General features: G+C 64.3%; 13 protein-coding genes. 3 read left to right on the forward strand and 10 right to left on the reverse strand.

Going from position 1 to position 15,954, the window contains the following annotated elements; all coding sequences use genetic code 11:
• The first annotated feature begins 9 nt into the window (after nt 1–9).
• Nucleotides 10–219: a cold-shock protein gene (locus ACZ5BO_RS07175; protein ID WP_011059510.1), complete on the forward strand. Its 210-nt coding sequence runs from the start codon at nt 10–12 to the stop codon at nt 217–219.
• A gap of 102 nt (nt 220–321) precedes the next feature.
• Here the strand turns inward: ACZ5BO_RS07175 and ACZ5BO_RS07180 are convergent, their stop codons facing one another.
• The 4 genes from ACZ5BO_RS07180 to ACZ5BO_RS07195 all read right to left on the reverse strand — a co-directional run bounded on the left by ACZ5BO_RS07180 (nt 322) and on the right by ACZ5BO_RS07195 (nt 5,524).
• Entirely contained in the window at nt 322–699 is a 378-nt protein-coding gene (locus ACZ5BO_RS07180) for a hypothetical protein (protein ID WP_025127626.1), read from the reverse strand.
• An 86-nt stretch (nt 700–785) separates the two neighbouring features.
• A complete protein-coding gene (locus ACZ5BO_RS07185) occupies nt 786–1,595 on the reverse strand; it encodes a putative RNA methyltransferase (protein ID WP_025127627.1) in 810 nt (269 codons plus the stop codon).
• Nucleotides 1,595–2,746: a succinyl-diaminopimelate desuccinylase gene (gene dapE / locus ACZ5BO_RS07190; protein ID WP_025127628.1), complete on the reverse strand. Its 1,152-nt coding sequence runs from the start codon at nt 2,744–2,746 to the stop codon at nt 1,595–1,597. The genes ACZ5BO_RS07185 and dapE overlap by 1 nt, the downstream gene beginning before the upstream one ends.
• Nucleotides 2,747–2,932: 186 nt before the next feature.
• Entirely contained in the window at nt 2,933–5,524 is a 2,592-nt protein-coding gene (locus ACZ5BO_RS07195) for a glycosyltransferase (RefSeq protein ID WP_025127629.1), read from the reverse strand.
• A gap of 218 nt (nt 5,525–5,742) precedes the next feature.
• Between ACZ5BO_RS07195 and tcdA the strand changes: the two genes are divergently transcribed.
• Nucleotides 5,743–6,555: a tRNA cyclic N6-threonylcarbamoyladenosine(37) synthase TcdA gene (gene tcdA, locus ACZ5BO_RS07200; protein ID WP_025127630.1), complete on the forward strand. Its 813-nt coding sequence runs from the start codon at nt 5,743–5,745 to the stop codon at nt 6,553–6,555.
• A gap of 207 nt (nt 6,556–6,762) precedes the next feature.
• On the opposite strand, the gene ACZ5BO_RS07205 is transcribed toward tcdA, so the two are convergent.
• From ACZ5BO_RS07205 to ACZ5BO_RS07220, 4 genes are all read right to left on the reverse strand, one after another.
• Entirely contained in the window at nt 6,763–7,179 is a 417-nt protein-coding gene (locus ACZ5BO_RS07205) for a SufE family protein (RefSeq protein ID WP_464698966.1), read from the reverse strand.
• Nucleotides 7,176–8,381: an aminotransferase class V-fold PLP-dependent enzyme gene (locus ACZ5BO_RS07210; RefSeq protein ID WP_464698968.1), complete on the reverse strand. Its 1,206-nt coding sequence runs from the start codon at nt 8,379–8,381 to the stop codon at nt 7,176–7,178. Before ACZ5BO_RS07210 ends, ACZ5BO_RS07205 begins: the two co-directional genes overlap by 4 nt.
• A gap of 236 nt (nt 8,382–8,617) precedes the next feature.
• Nucleotides 8,618–9,652 (reverse strand): 2,3,4,5-tetrahydropyridine-2,6-dicarboxylate N-succinyltransferase, encoded by a 1,035-nt coding sequence (gene dapD, locus ACZ5BO_RS07215; RefSeq protein ID WP_025127633.1) that lies wholly within the window; start codon nt 9,650–9,652, stop codon nt 8,618–8,620.
• A gap of 33 nt (nt 9,653–9,685) precedes the next feature.
• Nucleotides 9,686–10,048 carry an ArsC family reductase gene (locus tag ACZ5BO_RS07220; RefSeq protein WP_025127634.1) on the reverse strand — a complete coding sequence of 121 codons (363 nt, stop codon included), beginning with the start codon at nt 10,046–10,048 and terminating at the stop codon, nt 9,686–9,688.
• Between the two features lie 235 nt (nt 10,049–10,283).
• Between ACZ5BO_RS07220 and ACZ5BO_RS07225 the strand changes: the two genes are divergently transcribed.
• A complete protein-coding gene (locus ACZ5BO_RS07225; protein ID WP_464698970.1) occupies nt 10,284–11,930 on the forward strand; it encodes a Na+/H+ antiporter in 1,647 nt (548 codons plus the stop codon).
• A 72-nt stretch (nt 11,931–12,002) separates the two neighbouring features.
• On the opposite strand, the gene dapC is transcribed toward ACZ5BO_RS07225, so the two are convergent.
• Nucleotides 12,003–13,202: a succinyldiaminopimelate transaminase gene (gene dapC / locus ACZ5BO_RS07230; protein WP_464698972.1), complete on the reverse strand. Its 1,200-nt coding sequence runs from the start codon at nt 13,200–13,202 to the stop codon at nt 12,003–12,005.
• 39 nt (nt 13,203–13,241) lie between these two features.
• Nucleotides 13,242–15,944 carry a [protein-PII] uridylyltransferase gene (locus ACZ5BO_RS07235; protein WP_025127637.1) on the reverse strand — a complete coding sequence of 901 codons (2,703 nt, stop codon included), beginning with the start codon at nt 15,942–15,944 and terminating at the stop codon, nt 13,242–13,244.
• Between the last annotated feature and the right edge of the window lie 10 nt (nt 15,945–15,954).

Genomic DNA, 15,954 nt, shown 5'->3' on the forward strand with positions numbered 1-15,954 from the left:
TATGGATTCATGACTACTCGTGAGACCGGCAACGTGAAGTGGTTCAACGACGCCAAGGGCTACGGCTTTATCCAGCGTGAAGGTGGGGCGGACGTGTTCGTTCACTATCGGGCGATTCGTGGCGAAGGCCACCGTTCCCTGACCGAAGGCCAGCAGGTGGAGTACGCCGTGGTCGAAGGCCAGAAAGGTCTGCAAGCCGAAGACGTCGTCGGCCTGTAACCGACTCTGTAGGAGCTGGCGTGCCAGCGACTTTGGCGCGCGCTGGCGATGCAAGGCTCAGGAGCCCCTTCGCCGGCAAGCCGGCTCCTACGGGTTTAGGGTTCAGGCGGTACGCCAGGTAATCTCTTCCTCACCGTCGGCGCTGATGCGAATCCAGCGATCGGCTGTCTCTTCACCCTCTTCCTCGACCCAGGTACCCGGTGCGCAGCGCACCTCGACATTCAGCGCGGCAAAAGCGGCGCGGGCACAGGCGATGTCGTCGTCCCATGGGGTCTGGTCGCTTTCCAGGTACAGGCTGTTCCACTTGCCCACGGCCTTGGGCAGCCAGGTCACCGGCACCTGGCCTGCGGTGCATTTGTAGGTCTGGCCCTTCTGTACCCATTCGCTGCAGGGGCCGAACACGCTGCCCAGCCAGGCGGCGATGGCCTTGTAGTCGACGTCGGCGTCTTTCAGGTAAATCTCGATATCGGGCTGGCGCATGGATGTCCTCATTGCCGGTGTGAAAAATCCATTCGCGGATTTAGTCGGTCTCAAGCCCATGCTCGAGACCTCGGGTTGATAGGGGGTTATTGCAGCACGAAATAATCGTAGCGCATCGACACGCTGACCTCGAAAGGCTCGGGCTGGTCGATTACCGCGGCCCGGCGCTCGGCGCTGGCGCGCCAGCCATGGGGGGTCATGGCCAGCAGGTTGGCGCGGTCTTGCGGGCGCTCCAGGTGCAGCTTGAACTCCAGGGTCTCGCTGTGGGCCAGGGCCATGCCTGCAGGCACCAGGGCCAGGTGCTTGTCGTCGGTGTATTCGCGCACTTCGTCGTACAGGCGCTCGCGCAATTCCATCAAATGGCCGCTGGTGGGGCCAACCTTCATCAGGCCGCCACCGGGGCTCAGCAGGCGCTTGGCTTCCAGCCAGTCGAGGGGGCTGAAGACGCTGGCGAGGAACTGGCAGCTGGCATCGGCCAGGGGGATGCGCGCCATGCTGGCGACCATCCAGGTCAGTTGCGGGGCCCGCCGGCAGGCGCGCTTCACCGCTTCCCGGGAGATATCCAGGGCGTAGCCGTCGGCGCCGGGCAGGGCCTCGGCCAGTTGTGCGGTGTAGTAACCCTCGCCACAACCGATGTCGACCCAGCGCTGCGGCGCACGTTGTGTTGCCAGTTCGGCCAGGCGCCGGGCCACCGGGGCGTAATGCCCAGCGTTGAGGAAGTCGCGGCGGGCCTCGACCATGGCCTGGTTGTCTCCCGGGTCGCGGCTGTTCTTGTGCTGCACCGGCAACAGGTTCAGGTAGCCCTGGCGCGCCCGGTCGAAACGATGCCCGGCCGGGCACACCACGCCATTGTCCACAGTGTCCAGTGGAGCGCTGCAAAGAGGACAGGCGAGCATCAGGCGAGCAACTTGATCAGGGTCTGGTAGTAGATCTCGGTCAGCACATCGAGGTCGCTGGCCAGGACCCGCTCGTTGACCTGGTGGATGGTGGCGTTGACCGGTCCCAACTCCACCACCTGGGTGCCCAGGGTGGCGATGAAGCGCCCATCGGAGGTGCCGCCGCTGGTGGACGCCTGGGTTTCGCGGCCGGTGATCTGCTTGATGCTGGCCGACACCGCGTCCAGCAGGGCGCCGGGTTCGGTCAGGAACGGCAGGCCGGACAGGGCCCATTCCACATGCCAGTCCAGGCCATGCTTGTCGAGAATCGCCGCGACCCGCTGTTGCAGGCCTTCCACCGTGGATTCGGTGGAGAAACGGAAGTTGAACAGCGCGGTCAGTTCACCGGGAATCACGTTGGTGGCGCCGGTGCCGGAATTGAGATTGGAGATCTGGAAGCTGGTGGGCGGGAAGAACGCATTGCCGTCGTCCCAGTGCTCGGCTGCCAGTTCCGCCAGGGCCGCGGCCGCCAGGTGGATCGGGTTCTTGGCCAGGTGCGGGTAGGCCACGTGGCCCTGCACGCCGCGCACCGTGAGCTTGGCGCCGAGGGAGCCACGGCGCCCGTTCTTCACCACGTCGCCCACCAGGCTGGTGCTCGAAGGTTCGCCGACGATGCACCAGTCCAGGCGCTCCTGGCGTGCTGCCAGGCGTTCGATCACGGCCTTGGTGCCATGATGCGCCGGGCCTTCTTCGTCACTGGTGATGAGGAAGGCTACCGAGCCCTTGTGGTCCGGGTAGTCGGTGACGAAACGCTCAGCGGCCACCAGCATCGCCGCCAGGCTGCCCTTCATGTCCGCCGCGCCACGGCCGCAGAGCATGCCGTGCTCATCGATCAGCGCATCGAACGGATCGTTCTGCCAGGCCTGCACCGGGCCGGTCGGCACCACGTCGGTGTGACCGGCAAAGCACAGCACCGGGCCTGGGTGCTTGCCATGGGTGGCCCAGAAGTTGTCCACATCCTCGATGCGCATCGGTTCCAGCTTGAAACCGGCATCGCCCAGGCGCTGCATCATCAGCTTCTGGCAGTCGGCGTCCACTGGTGTCACCGACGGACGGCGGATCAGGTCACAGGCGAGTTGCAGGGTCGGCGAAAGGTCGGCGTGGGCCGTCATGGGGAACTCCGGTGCAAGGCATTGTGTAGGAGCCGGCGGGCCGGCGAGGGCGGTTGAACACAGATACCGCGTTGTTTTGTTCGCTGGCAAGCCAGCTCCTACAGGTGGTGGGCAAGGCGCGCAAAATGGCGGGTATCTTAAAGCAAAACGGCGGCCTGAGGCCGCCGTTTAGTGCTTTGGATCGATTTAGCTGGCTGGGGCCGGCAGGCTTTCTTCCGCCGGTTTGGGCAGCGACGAGAGGAATGCCATGACCAGCGCCGCCACGTAGGGCAGGGACTGCACCAGGAGCATGGTCACCCAGAAACGCATGTCGTTGCTCGGCAGGCCCTGCACCAGGAAGATCCCCAGCGCCGCGCCCCACAACAGCAGCATGATGAACAGCTCTTCCCGGGCTTCGGAGATGGCCACCCAGAAACCGTGGTTGTCGGCGTTCTTCGGCGTGCGGAAGAACGGGATGCTGCTGGTGAAGAAACCGTACAGCACCGCCTTGGCGATGGTATGGGACAGGGCCAGGCCCGCCAGGGCCGCGCAGAACGCGTCCTTGAGGTTGACCCCCACCGCACGGCGGTAGAGGAAGATGATCTTGCCGACCTTGAACACGAACAGCGCCAGCGGCGGGATGGCGAAGATCAGCAGGGGCGGGTCCACCTGCTTGGGCACGATGATCATCGCCGCCGACCACAGCAGGGCACCGAGGGTGAAGAAGATGTTCATGCCGTCGGCGACCCACGGCAGCCAGCCCGCGAGGAAGTGGTAGCGCTGGCCCCGGGTCAGCTCGGTGTTCTTGCCGCGCAGCAGGCTGGCGGTGTGGCGCTTGATGATCTGGATCGCGCCATAGGCCCAGCGGAAACGCTGCTTCTTGAAGTCGATGAAGGTGTCGGGCATCAGGCCCTTGCCGTAGCTTTCGTGGTGGTACGCCGCCGATAGGCCTTTCTCGAACACCCGCAGGCCCAGTTCAGCGTCTTCACAAATGCACCAGTCGGCCCAGCCCAGCTCTTCGAGTACCGAACGCCGGGTCATGGTCATGGTGCCGTGCTGGATGATCGCGTCACGGTCGTTGCGGGTGACCATGCCGATATGGAAGAAGCCTTTGTATTCTGCATAGCAGAGCTTCTTGAAGGTGCTTTCGTTCTGGTCGCGATAGTCCTGGGGCGACTGCACGATGGCGATTTTCGGATCGGCGAAGTGCGGCACCATGTGCTTGAGCCAGTTGCGGTCGACGCAGTAGTCGGAGTCGATCACTGCGATCACTTCGGCATCCTTGGCGGTGTGCGGCAGCAGGTAGTTCAGTGCTCCGCCCTTGAAACCGGCCAGGGGCGCGACGTGGAAGAACTTGAAGCGCGGGCCCAGGGTCTCGCAATAGGCCTGCACCGGTTCCCAGACCGCTGGGTCCTTGGTGTTGTTGTCGATGATCAGGACTTCGAAGTCCGGGTAGTCGAGGTTGGCCAGTGCGTTGAGGGTCTGTTTGACCATCTCCGGCGGCTCGTTGTAGCAGGGCACATGAATCGACACTTTCGGTCGGTAGTTGGAATCGCCTTCCACCGGCAGGAATTCGCGCCGGCGTTTGTGGATCCACACCGCCTCGGCCAGTTCATGGGCCTCGGTCAGCAGCACGATGAACACCCCCAGCGCCCCCAGCGCGAGGAGGAAGCCCACGGTCAGGCTGAACCAGGTGCTGTATTGCTGACTGTAGTCGTAGCCGATCCACACCAGCACCGAACCGCAGAGGAACGCGATAAAGGTCAGGAAGGTGCGGCCACGCTGGCGCAGCGCCGAACCGTCGATCATCAGCAGGGTCAGCGACAGCAGCGCCAGTACCACCGAGCCGATGGCCAGCACCCGCCATTGGGGAATCGCTACCACCGGGCCTTCGAAGTTGAACTTCTGTTGGCGCGCGGCGTTGAACACGCCCCAGTAGGCGCCCACCGAACCTTCATCGCTGGCCTTCCACGGCTGGTCGAAGGCCTCGATGACGAAATAGTTGTAGCCCTGGCGGTTGAGTTCATTGACCAGGGTACGCAGGTAGATGGCCTGGTCCGCCGGGCTGGCATCGGCGCCGCCGCGCATGCGGCCATTGCTCGGCCAGCCCACTTCGGACAGCAGCAGGGGCTTTTTCGGGAACATCTTCTTCAGGTCCCGGGCGCGGTCGAGGACGAACTGCCCGGCCTTGTCCACCGGGATGAACTCCCAGTAGGGCAGGATGTGTGAAGCGATCAGGTCGACGTGCTGGGCCAGTTCCGGGTGCTCTTCCCAGACGTGCCACTGTTCCGAGGTGGTCACCGGGACCTTCACCGCGGCGCGGACCCGATCCAGGAGTACCGACAACTGGTCGGCGGTGATTTCCTTGCGGAAGATCGCCTCGTTGCCCACCACCACCCGCACGACGCTGCGGGAGCTGTTGGCCAGCTCGATGGCGCGGACGATTTCCCGCTCGTTGCGTTCCAGGTCCGGGCTGATCCAGATCCCCAGGGTCACCCGCAGGCCGAACTCTTCCGCCAGCTTGGGAATATCCCCCAGGCTGCCGTCTACCGAATAGGTACGGATGTTGTCGGTCAGCTTGCTCATGATCTCCAGGTCGCGACGCATTTCATCGTCGGACGGGTACTGGTCCTTCTGCGGGAACTGGCCCTGCTGGAACGGCGAGTAGGAGAAACCGGAGATCTGTTCCGGCCAGTTGGGGGCCGAGACCGGGCGATTGATCAACGCCCAGAAACCAGTGAACAGCGCGGCAATGGCCAGCACTATCACCAGGTTGAGTCCAAATTTACGCGATGACATAGCTATTTCGGGTTCCAAAAGGTGTGGAACGAGGGGAAGGTCGGCTGGCGCCAAACGGCGGGCATCCTACACCGGGCCTCGACTGAGCGTACAGCGCACAGAGGAAAGCCGGACCTTGGGCACTGCATTTGAACTTAAGTTCTTAACTTGTAGCTTGTTGCTTAAAACTTGTCGCTGCGAAGCCCTATAATGCGCGCCGGTTTTTTCAGGTGGTGGTCATGAGTACAGAAGATCCGCGGTTTGCCGGCGTCGCCCGTTTGTATGGCATCGAGGGGCTGGAACGCTTGCGCGCGGCCCATGTGGCGATTGTCGGCGTCGGTGGCGTCGGCTCCTGGGCGGCGGAAGCCATTGCCCGGTGTGGCGTGGGCGAAATCTCCCTGTTCGATCTGGACGATGTCTGCGTCAGCAACAGCAATCGCCAGCTGCACGCCCTGGACAGTACCGTCGGCAAGCCCAAGGTCGAGGTCATGGCCGAGCGCCTGCGGGGCATCAACCCCGATTGCAGCGTGCATGCGGTGGCGGACTTCGTGACCCGCGACACCATGGCCGAGTACATCACCCCGAACATCGACTGCGTGATCGACTGCATCGACAGCGTGAATGCCAAGGCGGCGCTGATTGCCTGGTGCAAGCGGCGCAAGATCCAGATCATCACCACGGGCGGCGCCGGCGGGCAGATCGATCCGACCCTGATCCAGGTCTGTGACCTCAATCGCACCTTCAATGATCCGCTGGCCTCCAAGGTGCGCTCCACCCTGCGCCGTGACTACGGCTTCTCGCGCACCGTGACTCGGCATTACAGCGTGCCCTGCGTGTTCTCCACCGAACAGCTGCGCTACCCGAAGCCCGATGGCAGCATCTGCCTGCAGAAGAGTTTTGTCGGTGACGGCGTCAAGCTCGACTGCGCCGGTGGCTTTGGTGCGGTGATGATGGTGACCGCGACCTTCGGCATGGTGGCAGCGACCAAGGCGGTGGACAAGATTGTCGCCGGCGTGCGCCGTCCGTCCGAGCGCAGCAAACCCGGCGCATAAGACCTGCTCGCCCAGACGCAGGCCGTTGTAGGAGCTGGCTTGCCAGCGAAAGGGGCCCAGAGGGCGATGCAAGGCATCAAGCCCTTTGCGCCGGCAAGTGCTGAGGCGGGTTTGAGCTGTTGTAGGAGCTGGCTTGCCAGCGAAAGGAGCCCAGAGGGCGATGCTCGGCTTGAGGCCCTGTTCGCCGGCAAGCCGGCTCCTACACGGTTATGCAGTGGGGGCGCTGGCCAGTTCGCTCATGCGTCGCCATACCGCATTCAGGCCATTGCTGCGCGACGGCGAGAGCTGGCGCGACAGGCCCAGCTGATTGAACCAGTCCGCCAGGTTCACTTCCCGCAACTGCTCTGCGGTCAGGCCGTTGACCCGCGCCAGCAGCAGCGCCACCAGGCCGCGGATCAGCCGCGCATCGCTGGCTGCGGAGAACTGCCAGTGGCCATCCTCCACGGTCGCCAGCAGCCAGACCTGGCTTTCACAGCCGTGGACCCGATTGGCTTCGACCTTGTCGGCTTCCTCCAGCCCCGGCAGACGTTCGCCCCATTGCATCAGCAGTCGGGCGCGCTGCTCCCAGCCGGCCGCTTGCTCAAAGACTTCCAGTGCTGCAGCGGCTGCCTCGGGCAGGCTCATCGCAGCAACTCCAGGGCCTGGTCCAGGGCTTCGAAGAAGCGCTCCAGGTCTTCAGAGTCGTTGTACAGCGCCAGCGACACGCGAATCGCACCGGTCAGGCCCAGCCCCTTGAACAGTGGCATGGCGCAGTGATGCCCGGCGCGCACGGCAATTCCTTGTTCGGTCAGCAGGTGCGCCAAGTCGGAGTTGTGCACCCCGTCGACCACGAAGCTGGCCAGGGCCAGTTTTGGCGTGCCCACCAGGCGGATGCCCTTGCGCGCCTGCAGGCCCTGCAACAGATAGGCGTGCAGCGCGCTTTCATGGGCGTTGACTGCGTCCTGGTCCAGGGTGCCGAGGTAGTCGAGGGTGGCGCCCAGGCCAATGACGCTGGCGATCGGCGGCGTACCAGCCTCGAAGCCCAGGGGCGCCGGCCGGAAACTGGCGTGCTGGTAGTCGGCGTCCTGGACCATCTCGCCACCAAACTGCCAGTGGTGCAGGCCCTTGAGCGCCTCATGACGGCCGAACAGCACGCCGACCCCGTCGGGGCCGTACAGCTTGTGGCTGGAAAAAACGTAGAAATCGCAGCCCAGGGCCTGTACATCGTGGCGCCCGTGGACCACGCCCTGGGCACCATCGACCACGGTCAGGGCGTCATGGGCCTTGGCCAGGGCCAGCAGTGGCGGCAGTGGCTGCCAGGCACCGAGCACGTTAGACAGCTGGCTTACCGCCAGCAGTCGGGTCCGTGGGCCGATCAGGCCGGCCGCAGCGTCGAGGTCGATCAAGCCGTCGGCGTCCAGGGGCAGGACCACCAGCTTGAGTGCGCGGCGCTGTGCCAACTGCTGCCAGGGCAGCAGGTTGGCGTGGTGTTCGAGGGCGCTGATGACCAGTTCATCGCCCGCTTGAAAATGGTGTTCCAGGCCGTAGGCCAGGAGATTCAGGGCACTGGTTGCGCCGTGGGTGAAGATGATCTGCCCGCTGTCACCGGTATTCAGCCATTGGCCGACCTTGCTGCGGCTGTCTTCGAACGCCTGGGTGGCGTGGGCGCCGGGCAGGTGCTGTGCACGATGCACATTGGCCGTGCCATTGGCGTAGTAGTGCACCAGGGCGTCCAGCAGGGCCTGGGGCTTTTGCGTGGTGGCGGCGTTGTCCAGGTAGGTCTGGTCCTGGCGTTGCAGGGTGGCGATGGCCGGGAAGTCGGCGCGCCAGGGGGAGGGCACAAGCATGGTGGGAGGACTCGTTTGAACAGGCCGGGCGCTGATGATAAGCGCCCGGCAGGTTCCGATGAAACCGAATCGCTGCTTCGGCTCTGCAGGAAAACTGCCTGCGCTGCGACCAGGCGGCGCGTTGGGCGCCTTCGGCACTAAGCAGAAGCAGGCTCGGAATGCTCATGTAGGTCCCTACACGCGCCTCCTCGCCGGCTTTTGCCTTGGCTGATCGCCCAGCGAGTTTTCCTACAGGCTTAGTTGTGAGCGTGCAGCGCTTCGTTCAGCTCGATCGCCGACTTGTGGGTCTTGCACTCCACGGCGCCGGTTTCCGAGTTGCGACGGAACAGCAGGTCCGGCTGGCCGGCCAGCTCACGGGCCTTGAGCACTTTCACCAGCTGGTTGTTTTCGTCCAGCAGCGCGACCTTGGTGCCGGCAGTCACGTACAGGCCCGACTCCACGGTGTTGCGGTCGCCCAGGGGGATGCCGATGCCGGCGTTGGCGCCGATCAGGCAACCTTCGCCAACCTTGATCACGATGTTGCCGCCACCGGACAGGGTGCCCATGGTCGAGCAGCCACCGCCCAGGTCCGAGCCCTTGCCGACGAAGACGCCGGCCGAGACGCGGCCTTCGATCATGCCCGGGCCTTCGGTGCCGGCGTTGAAGTTGACGAAGCCTTCGTGCATCACGGTGGTGCCTTCGCCGATGTAGGCGCCCAGGCGGATCCGCGCGCTGTCAGCGATGCGCACGCCGCTCGGCACCACGTAGTCGGTCATTTTCGGGAACTTGTCCACCGAGAACACTTCCAGCAGCTCGCCGCGCAGGCGCGCTTCGAGTTGGCGCTCGGCCAGCTCGCCGAGGTCGATGGCGCCCTGGCTGGTCCAGGCCACGTTCGGCAACAGCGGGAACACCCCGGCCAGGCTCAGGCCGTGGGGCTTGACCAGGCGGTGGGACAGCAGGTGCAGCTTGAGGTAGGCCTCCGGGGTGGAGCTCAGCTGGGCGTCTTCAGCCAGCAGGGTGGCGACCAGCGGCTTGTGGCTCTCGGCCAGGCGGGTCAGCAGGGCGGCCTGGGTGGCGTCGATGCCTTTCAGGGCATCGGCCAGCTGCGCGGCCTGGGCGGTGGTGAAGGTGATGGCCTGGTTGCCTTCGCTGTAGCCCAGGATCGGCGCTACCGCAGCAAGGATTTCGCTGGAAGGCTTGAGCAGTGGCGCGGCGTAGAACACTTCCAGCCAAGCGCCTTGACGGTTCTGGGTGCCGACACCGAATGCCAGGCTGAACAGGGTAGTGGACATGCAGTTACCTCTTGCGAAATTGAGTGAGCAGGCTTACTGGAGCGCTGCCGCGTAAAGGTCTGGCTTGAAGCCAATCAGGGTCTTGTCACCGAGATCGAGCACCGGGCGCTTGATCATCGAGGGTTGCGCGAGCATCAGTTCAACGGCTTTCGCCTGGTCGAGATCGGCTTTGCTTTCGTCATCGAGTTTGCGAAAGGTCGTGCCCGCGCGGTTCAACACCACCTGCCAGCCGTGCTCGTCGCACCATTGGTTCAGGTGCTCACGGTCGATGCCGGAGGTCTTGTAGTCGTGGAAGTCATAGCTGACAGCGTGTTCATCGAGCCAGGTGCGCGCCTTTTTCATGGTGTCGCAGGCTTTGATGCCGAAAAGGTGCAACGTTTTGCTTGAAGCGGTCAAGGAATTGCCCCCTTTGGAGTTGCTGGAGATAAAAGACCACGGATTATGCCACGACCGCGGCGCTTCGGCGTCGGCCTGAATTCGGCTTTGTCGCAGGTTATTGCAAGGCGCCCAGGCGGTTGCGACTTTTGTGCAGCGGTCGAGTGTGAGCTTAAGAGGCTAATATGGCACTTCGTCGGCGACTCTTCGCTCATATATGTACGATTTTTCTTGTTAAGCCTTGGATTTTCGCTTTATGCAAACCGCTTATACCGTGCTCATCCTGTTGATGCTGGTGAGCCTCTCGCGTCTTGTCGGGCGGGTGATTCCACTGCCGCTGCCCCTGGTGCAGATTGCCGCCGGCGCCTTGCTGGCCTGGCCGACCCTGGGGTTGCACGTGGCCCTGGACCCGGAACTGTTTCTCTTCCTGTTCCTGCCGCCGTTGCTGTTTTCCGATGGCTGGCGCATGCCCAAGCGTGAGTTCTGGCGCCTGCGCGGGCCGATCCTGACCCTGGCGGTGGGCCTGGTGCTGTTCACCGTGGTCGGTGCCGGGTACTTCATTCACTGGCTGCTGCCGACCATTCCCCTGCCGGTGGCCTTTGCCCTGGCCGCGGTGCTCTCGCCCACGGACGCGGTGGCGGTTTCGGCCATTTCCCAGAACCGCCTGCCGACCCCCTTGATGCACATGCTGCAGGGCGAGGCCTTGATGAACGACGCCTCGGGCCTGGTGACCTTCAAGTTCGCCCTGGTGGCGGCCATCACCGGGGTGTTCTCCCTGGCCAATGCCAGCCTGACCTTTGTCCTGGTGGCGGTGGGCGGGCTGGCGGTCGGTGTGGCCTTGAGCTGGTTGGTGGGGCGCCTGCGGGCCTGGATGATCGCCCGTGGCTGGGACGACCCGGCGACCCACGTGGTGTTCATGCTGCTGTTGCCCTTCGCGGCCTACGTCCTGGCTGAGCGCCTGGGCGCCTCGGGCATTCTCTCGGCGGTGGCGGCGGGGATGATGCAGAGCTGGCTCGACCTGCTGCCGCGCCAGACCAGCACCCGACTGCTCAACCGCAGTGTCTGGTCGCTGCTGGAATTCGCCTTCAACGGCCTGATCTTCCTGCTTCTGGGGCTGCAACTGCCGGACATCATCAAGGCGGTGGTCAGTCACGAGACCTCGCTGTGGCCAACCCTGTTCTATCGCTGCCTGGATGTGGTGGCGATCTTCCTGGTGTTGCTGGTGCTGCGCTTCATCTGGGTGCAGAGCATCTGGCGCCTGTCCGGCCTGTTGCGGCGCTGGCGTGGCAAGGGTGAATTGACCCTGGTGCCGACGGCGCGCTCCTGCTGGCTGCTGACTGTGGGTGGGGTGCGTGGGGCGGTGACCCTGGCGGGCGTGATGTCGGTGCCCTTGTTCCTGGGGGCTGGGGAAGCGTTCCCGGAACGGGACCTGCTGATCTTCATCGCCGCCGGGGTGATTCTGCTGTCCTTGGTCGCGGCCTGTATCGCCTTGCCTTTGCTGTTGCGCGGCATCCCCAAGAGTCCGGACGACAAGCGTCGAGGCGAGGTGCGTGATGCCTGGCGCAAGACCGCCGAAGCGGCGATCCATGCCCTGGAGGCCGAAGAAGTGGCCGAAGGTACCGAGGCCCCGGATGCGGCGCAGGCGGCCCTGGCCACCGAGCTCAAGGGGCGCCTGATGGCCGAGTACCGGCATCAGTTGGAGGTCTATAACGATTCGGCCGAGGCCCAGGCCCTGGCGTTGCAGATGGACTTGCTGGAGCGGCGCCTGCGGCTCAAGGCCTTGCGCGCGCAACGCTTGGAGTTGTACCGACTGAGCCGGCATCACCAGATTGGTGACGATGTGCTGCGCGAGGTATTGGCGGACCTGGATTTGAGCGAGGCCAATCTGGGGCAGGTGAAGTGAGCGGATGACGCTTTCGCCGGCAAGCCGGCTCCTACAGCGGGTATGTAGGAGCCGGCTTGCCGGCGAAGGGCCTCAAGCGCGACGCAGCACGAAGTCGCGAATCCGCTCGGCGGCTTCCACGCACTCCGCCAGCGGCGCAACCAACGCCATGCGCACGCGCCCGGCGCCCGGGTTGGTACCGTCCACATCCCGCGACAGATAAGAGCCCGGCACCACGGTCACGTGCTCCTGCTCGAACAGGTCGCGGCAGAAGGCCGCGTCATCCCCGGCCACGTTCGGCCACAGGTAGAAGCTGCCATCCGGGCGTTGCACGTCCAGTACCGGCGCGAGGATCGCCAGCACGGCGTCGAACTTCTCGCGGTACAGGGCGCGGTTGGCGCGCACGTGTACTTCATCGTTCCAGGCGGCGACGCTGGCCAGTTGGGTTTGCACCGGCATGGCGCAGCCGTGGTAAGTGCGGTACAGCAGGAAGCCCTTGAGGATGTCCGCGTCGCCAGCGACGAAGCCCGAGCGCAGGCCCGGCAGGTTGGAGCGCTTGGACAGGCTGTGGAACACCACGCAGCGCTTGAAGTCCTGGCGGCCCAGTTCGGCGCAGGCGCTGAGCAGGCCTGGCGGTGGGGTCTGCTCGTCGAAGTACAGCTCGCTGTAGCACTCGTCGGCCGCGATCACGAAGTCATGCTCGTCCGCCAGGGCGATCAGCTTCTTCAGGGTGTCCATCGGGATCAACGCGCCGGTAGGGTTGCCCGGCGAGCACAGGAAGAGGATCTGGCAGCGCTGCCAGATCTCGGCCGGCACGGCGTCGAAGTCCGGGTTGAAGCCGTTTTCGTCCAGGCAGGGCAGGTAGTGGGGCTTGGCTCCGGCGAGGAAGGCCGCGCCTTCGTAGATCTGATAGAAGGGGTTGGGGCTGACCACCAGGGCATCGTCGCCGCGGTTGACCACGGTCTGGGTGAAGGCAAACAGCGCTTCGCGGGTGCCGTTCACCGGCAACACGTTGCGCGCCGGATCGATCCAGCCGGTTGGAACGCCAAAGCGCCGTTCGCACCAGCCGGCAATGGCTTCGCGCAGGGCCGGGATGCCCAGGGTGGTGGGGTAGACCGCCATCTGCTCAAGGTTGTTGGCCAGGGCTTCGGCGACGAAGCTTGGCGAGCGGTGCTTGGGTTCGCCGATGGACAGGGCGATCGGACGCTTGTCCGGGTTGGGCGTCACGCTGCCGAGCAAGGCGCGAAGCTTTTCGAACGGGTAGGGCTGCAACTGGTTCAGAGCGTTGTTCATCGGTGCGGTATCTCACACAAGGCGGCGGTTCATGACCTGTCAGATGCTCAGGCGGGTCATTTCGATAGTCGGTTCGTGGCGGACGCTCAACTGTTCGACGATCGCATCCTGCAAGCGGCTGCACAGCTGGGGGTCGGATAAGGGCTGGTTGTGCGCGTCGGTGATGAAGAACACGTCTTCCACGCGCTCGCCCAGGGTGGCGATCTTGGCGTTCTGCAGCGACAGGTCGAACTCCAGGAAGATCTTGCCGATTCGCGCCAGGAGGCCCGGGCGGTCCGGGGCGCTCAGTTCCAGCACGGTGACCGGGCGCTGGGCGTCGTTGTGGATGGTCACCTCGGGTTCGAAGGCAAAATGCTTGAGCTGGCGCGGCACCCGACGCTGGATGATGGTTGGATAGTCGTCGGGGTTGCGCAGTGCCTCGGTCAGGCCTTTGCGGATCTGTTCGACCCGCTCGGGGTTGTTGCCGATGGACTCGCCGTCGTTGTCCAGGACGATGTAGGTGTCGAGGGTGAACTGGCTGCTGGAGGTGATGATCCGTGCGTCGTGGATGTTCAGGTTGAGCTGGTCCATGGCGGCTACGGTCACGGCGAAGAAGTCGTGCTGGTCCGGGGCGTAGATGAAGATCTGGGTACCGCCCTCGAATTCGCGCTGGGCGATTTCCTTGATCAGCACCAGCGGGCCGCCGTCGGCCGGTTGCTGGAGGATCGCATCACTGTGCCAGGCCACGTCGCCGGCGGTATGGCGCAGGAAATAGTCGTCGCCCAATTGCGACCAGAGTTGCTCGACTTCGTCCGGATCGGTGCCATTGCGCACCAGGATGTCCAGGGCGGCGCTCTGGGTCTGGCGGATCTGCTCTTCCCGGTCCACCGGGTTTTCCAGGCCGCGGCGCAGGGCGCGCTTGGTCTCGGTGTAGAGCTGGCGCAACAGGCTGGCGCGCCAGGAGTTCCACAAGGTCGGGTTGGTGGCGTAGATGTCGGCGACGGTCAGCACATAGAGGTAGTCAAGATGGGTCTGGTCGACCACGAACTGTGCGAAGTCGTGGATCACCTGCGGGTCGGACAGGTCCTTGCGCTGGGCGGTGGTGGACATCACCAGGTGGTTCTGCACCAGCCAGACAATCAGCCGGGTGTCCCATTGCGGCAACTGATGGCGCACGCAGAAGGCTTCGGCATCCACCGCGCCGATTTCCGAGTGGTCGCCGTGCCGGCCCTTGCCGATGTCGTGGTACAGGCCGGCCAGGTAGATCAGCTCGGGCTTGGGCAGCTTGCCCATGAGCTTGCTGGCCAGGGGGAATTTCTCCGAGATCGGCGTGTACTGCATTTTGCGCAGGTGCTTGATCAGGTTCAGCGTGTGGGCGTCCACGGTATAGATGTGGAACAGGTCGTGCTGCATCTGCCCGACGATGAAGCCGAACTCCGGCAGGTAGCGTCCGAGAATGCCGTAGCGGTTCATCCGGCGCAGGTTGCGGTGAATGCCGATCTCGCACTTGAACAGCTCGATGAACAGGCTGGTGTTGCGAATGTCGTGACGGAAGTCGTCGTCGATCAGGTGCCGGTGCTCGCGCAGCAGGCGGATGGTGTCCGCGCGCACGCCCTTGATCTCCGGGTGCTGGGCCATCAGCACGAAGATTTCCAGCATGGCGAACGGCGTGCGCTTGAACACGTTGTCGTTGATCGCCTCGATGTAACCATCGTGCAGTTGGAAGCGCGGGTTGATCGGTTGCGGCGGGGCCTCGTCATCGGGGGCGAGGATCACCTCTTCGAAGTGCTGGATGATCAGGTCGCTCAACTGGGCGATGCTCATCACCACCCGGTAGTACTGCTGCATGAAGCTTTCGATGGATTGCTTGGCGTCATCGCCTTCGAAGCCCAGCAGGGTGGCGATGGAGCGCTGATGGTCGAGCAGCAGGCGGTCTTCGGAGCGCCCGGCGAGCATGTGCAGGGCGTACCGCACCTTCCACAGGAACTCCTGGGACGAGGCCAGCAGGGCGTTCTCGCTTTCCACCAGGAACCCTTCGCCGGCCAGGGCTCGCAGGTTCAGGGTGCCGTACTGGCGCCGGGCGACCCAGAGGATGGTCTGGATATCCCGCAGGCCACCCGGGGAGCCTTTGACGTTGGGTTCCAGGTTGTATTCGGTGTCGTTGTACTTGTGATGCCGGGCCTTCTGCTCGGCGCGCTTGGCCAGGAAGAAGTCCTTGCTCGGCCACATGTGCGCGGTGCTGGTGACTTCCAGCATGCGCTGGCGCAGGTGCTCGGGGCCGGCGATGGTGCGACTTTCCATCAGGTTGGTGATCACCGTCAGGTCGGCCCGCGCCTCTTCGACGCACTCGTCCACCGAGCGCACGCTTTGCCCGACTTCCAGGCCGATGTCCCAGAGCAGGGTCAGAAAGCGTTCGATGGAGTCGCGGAAGATTTCGTGATCGGCGCTGTCCAGGAGGATCAGCAGGTCGATATCGGAGTAGGGGTGCAGTTCGCCGCGACCGTAGCCGCCGACCGCCACCAGAGCGATGTCGGCGTCCTCGCTCCAGCTGAACTGGTCCCAGGCCTTTTGCAGGATGTTATCGATGAACCAGGCGCGGTCTTCGATCAGCCGGCGGATCTCCCGCCCACTGCGAAAGCGGGTATCGAGCACTTCCCGTGCCTGACGAATGGCCTTCTTGAACGCGGCGATGGGGCTGGCTTTCAGCGCCAGTTCCGCCTGGAACTGGCCACGGTCGAAGAGTTCGGGATCCACCTGCGGCATCGATCGGCTT

This window comes from Pseudomonas sp. FFPRI_1 (genome assembly GCF_055384485.1).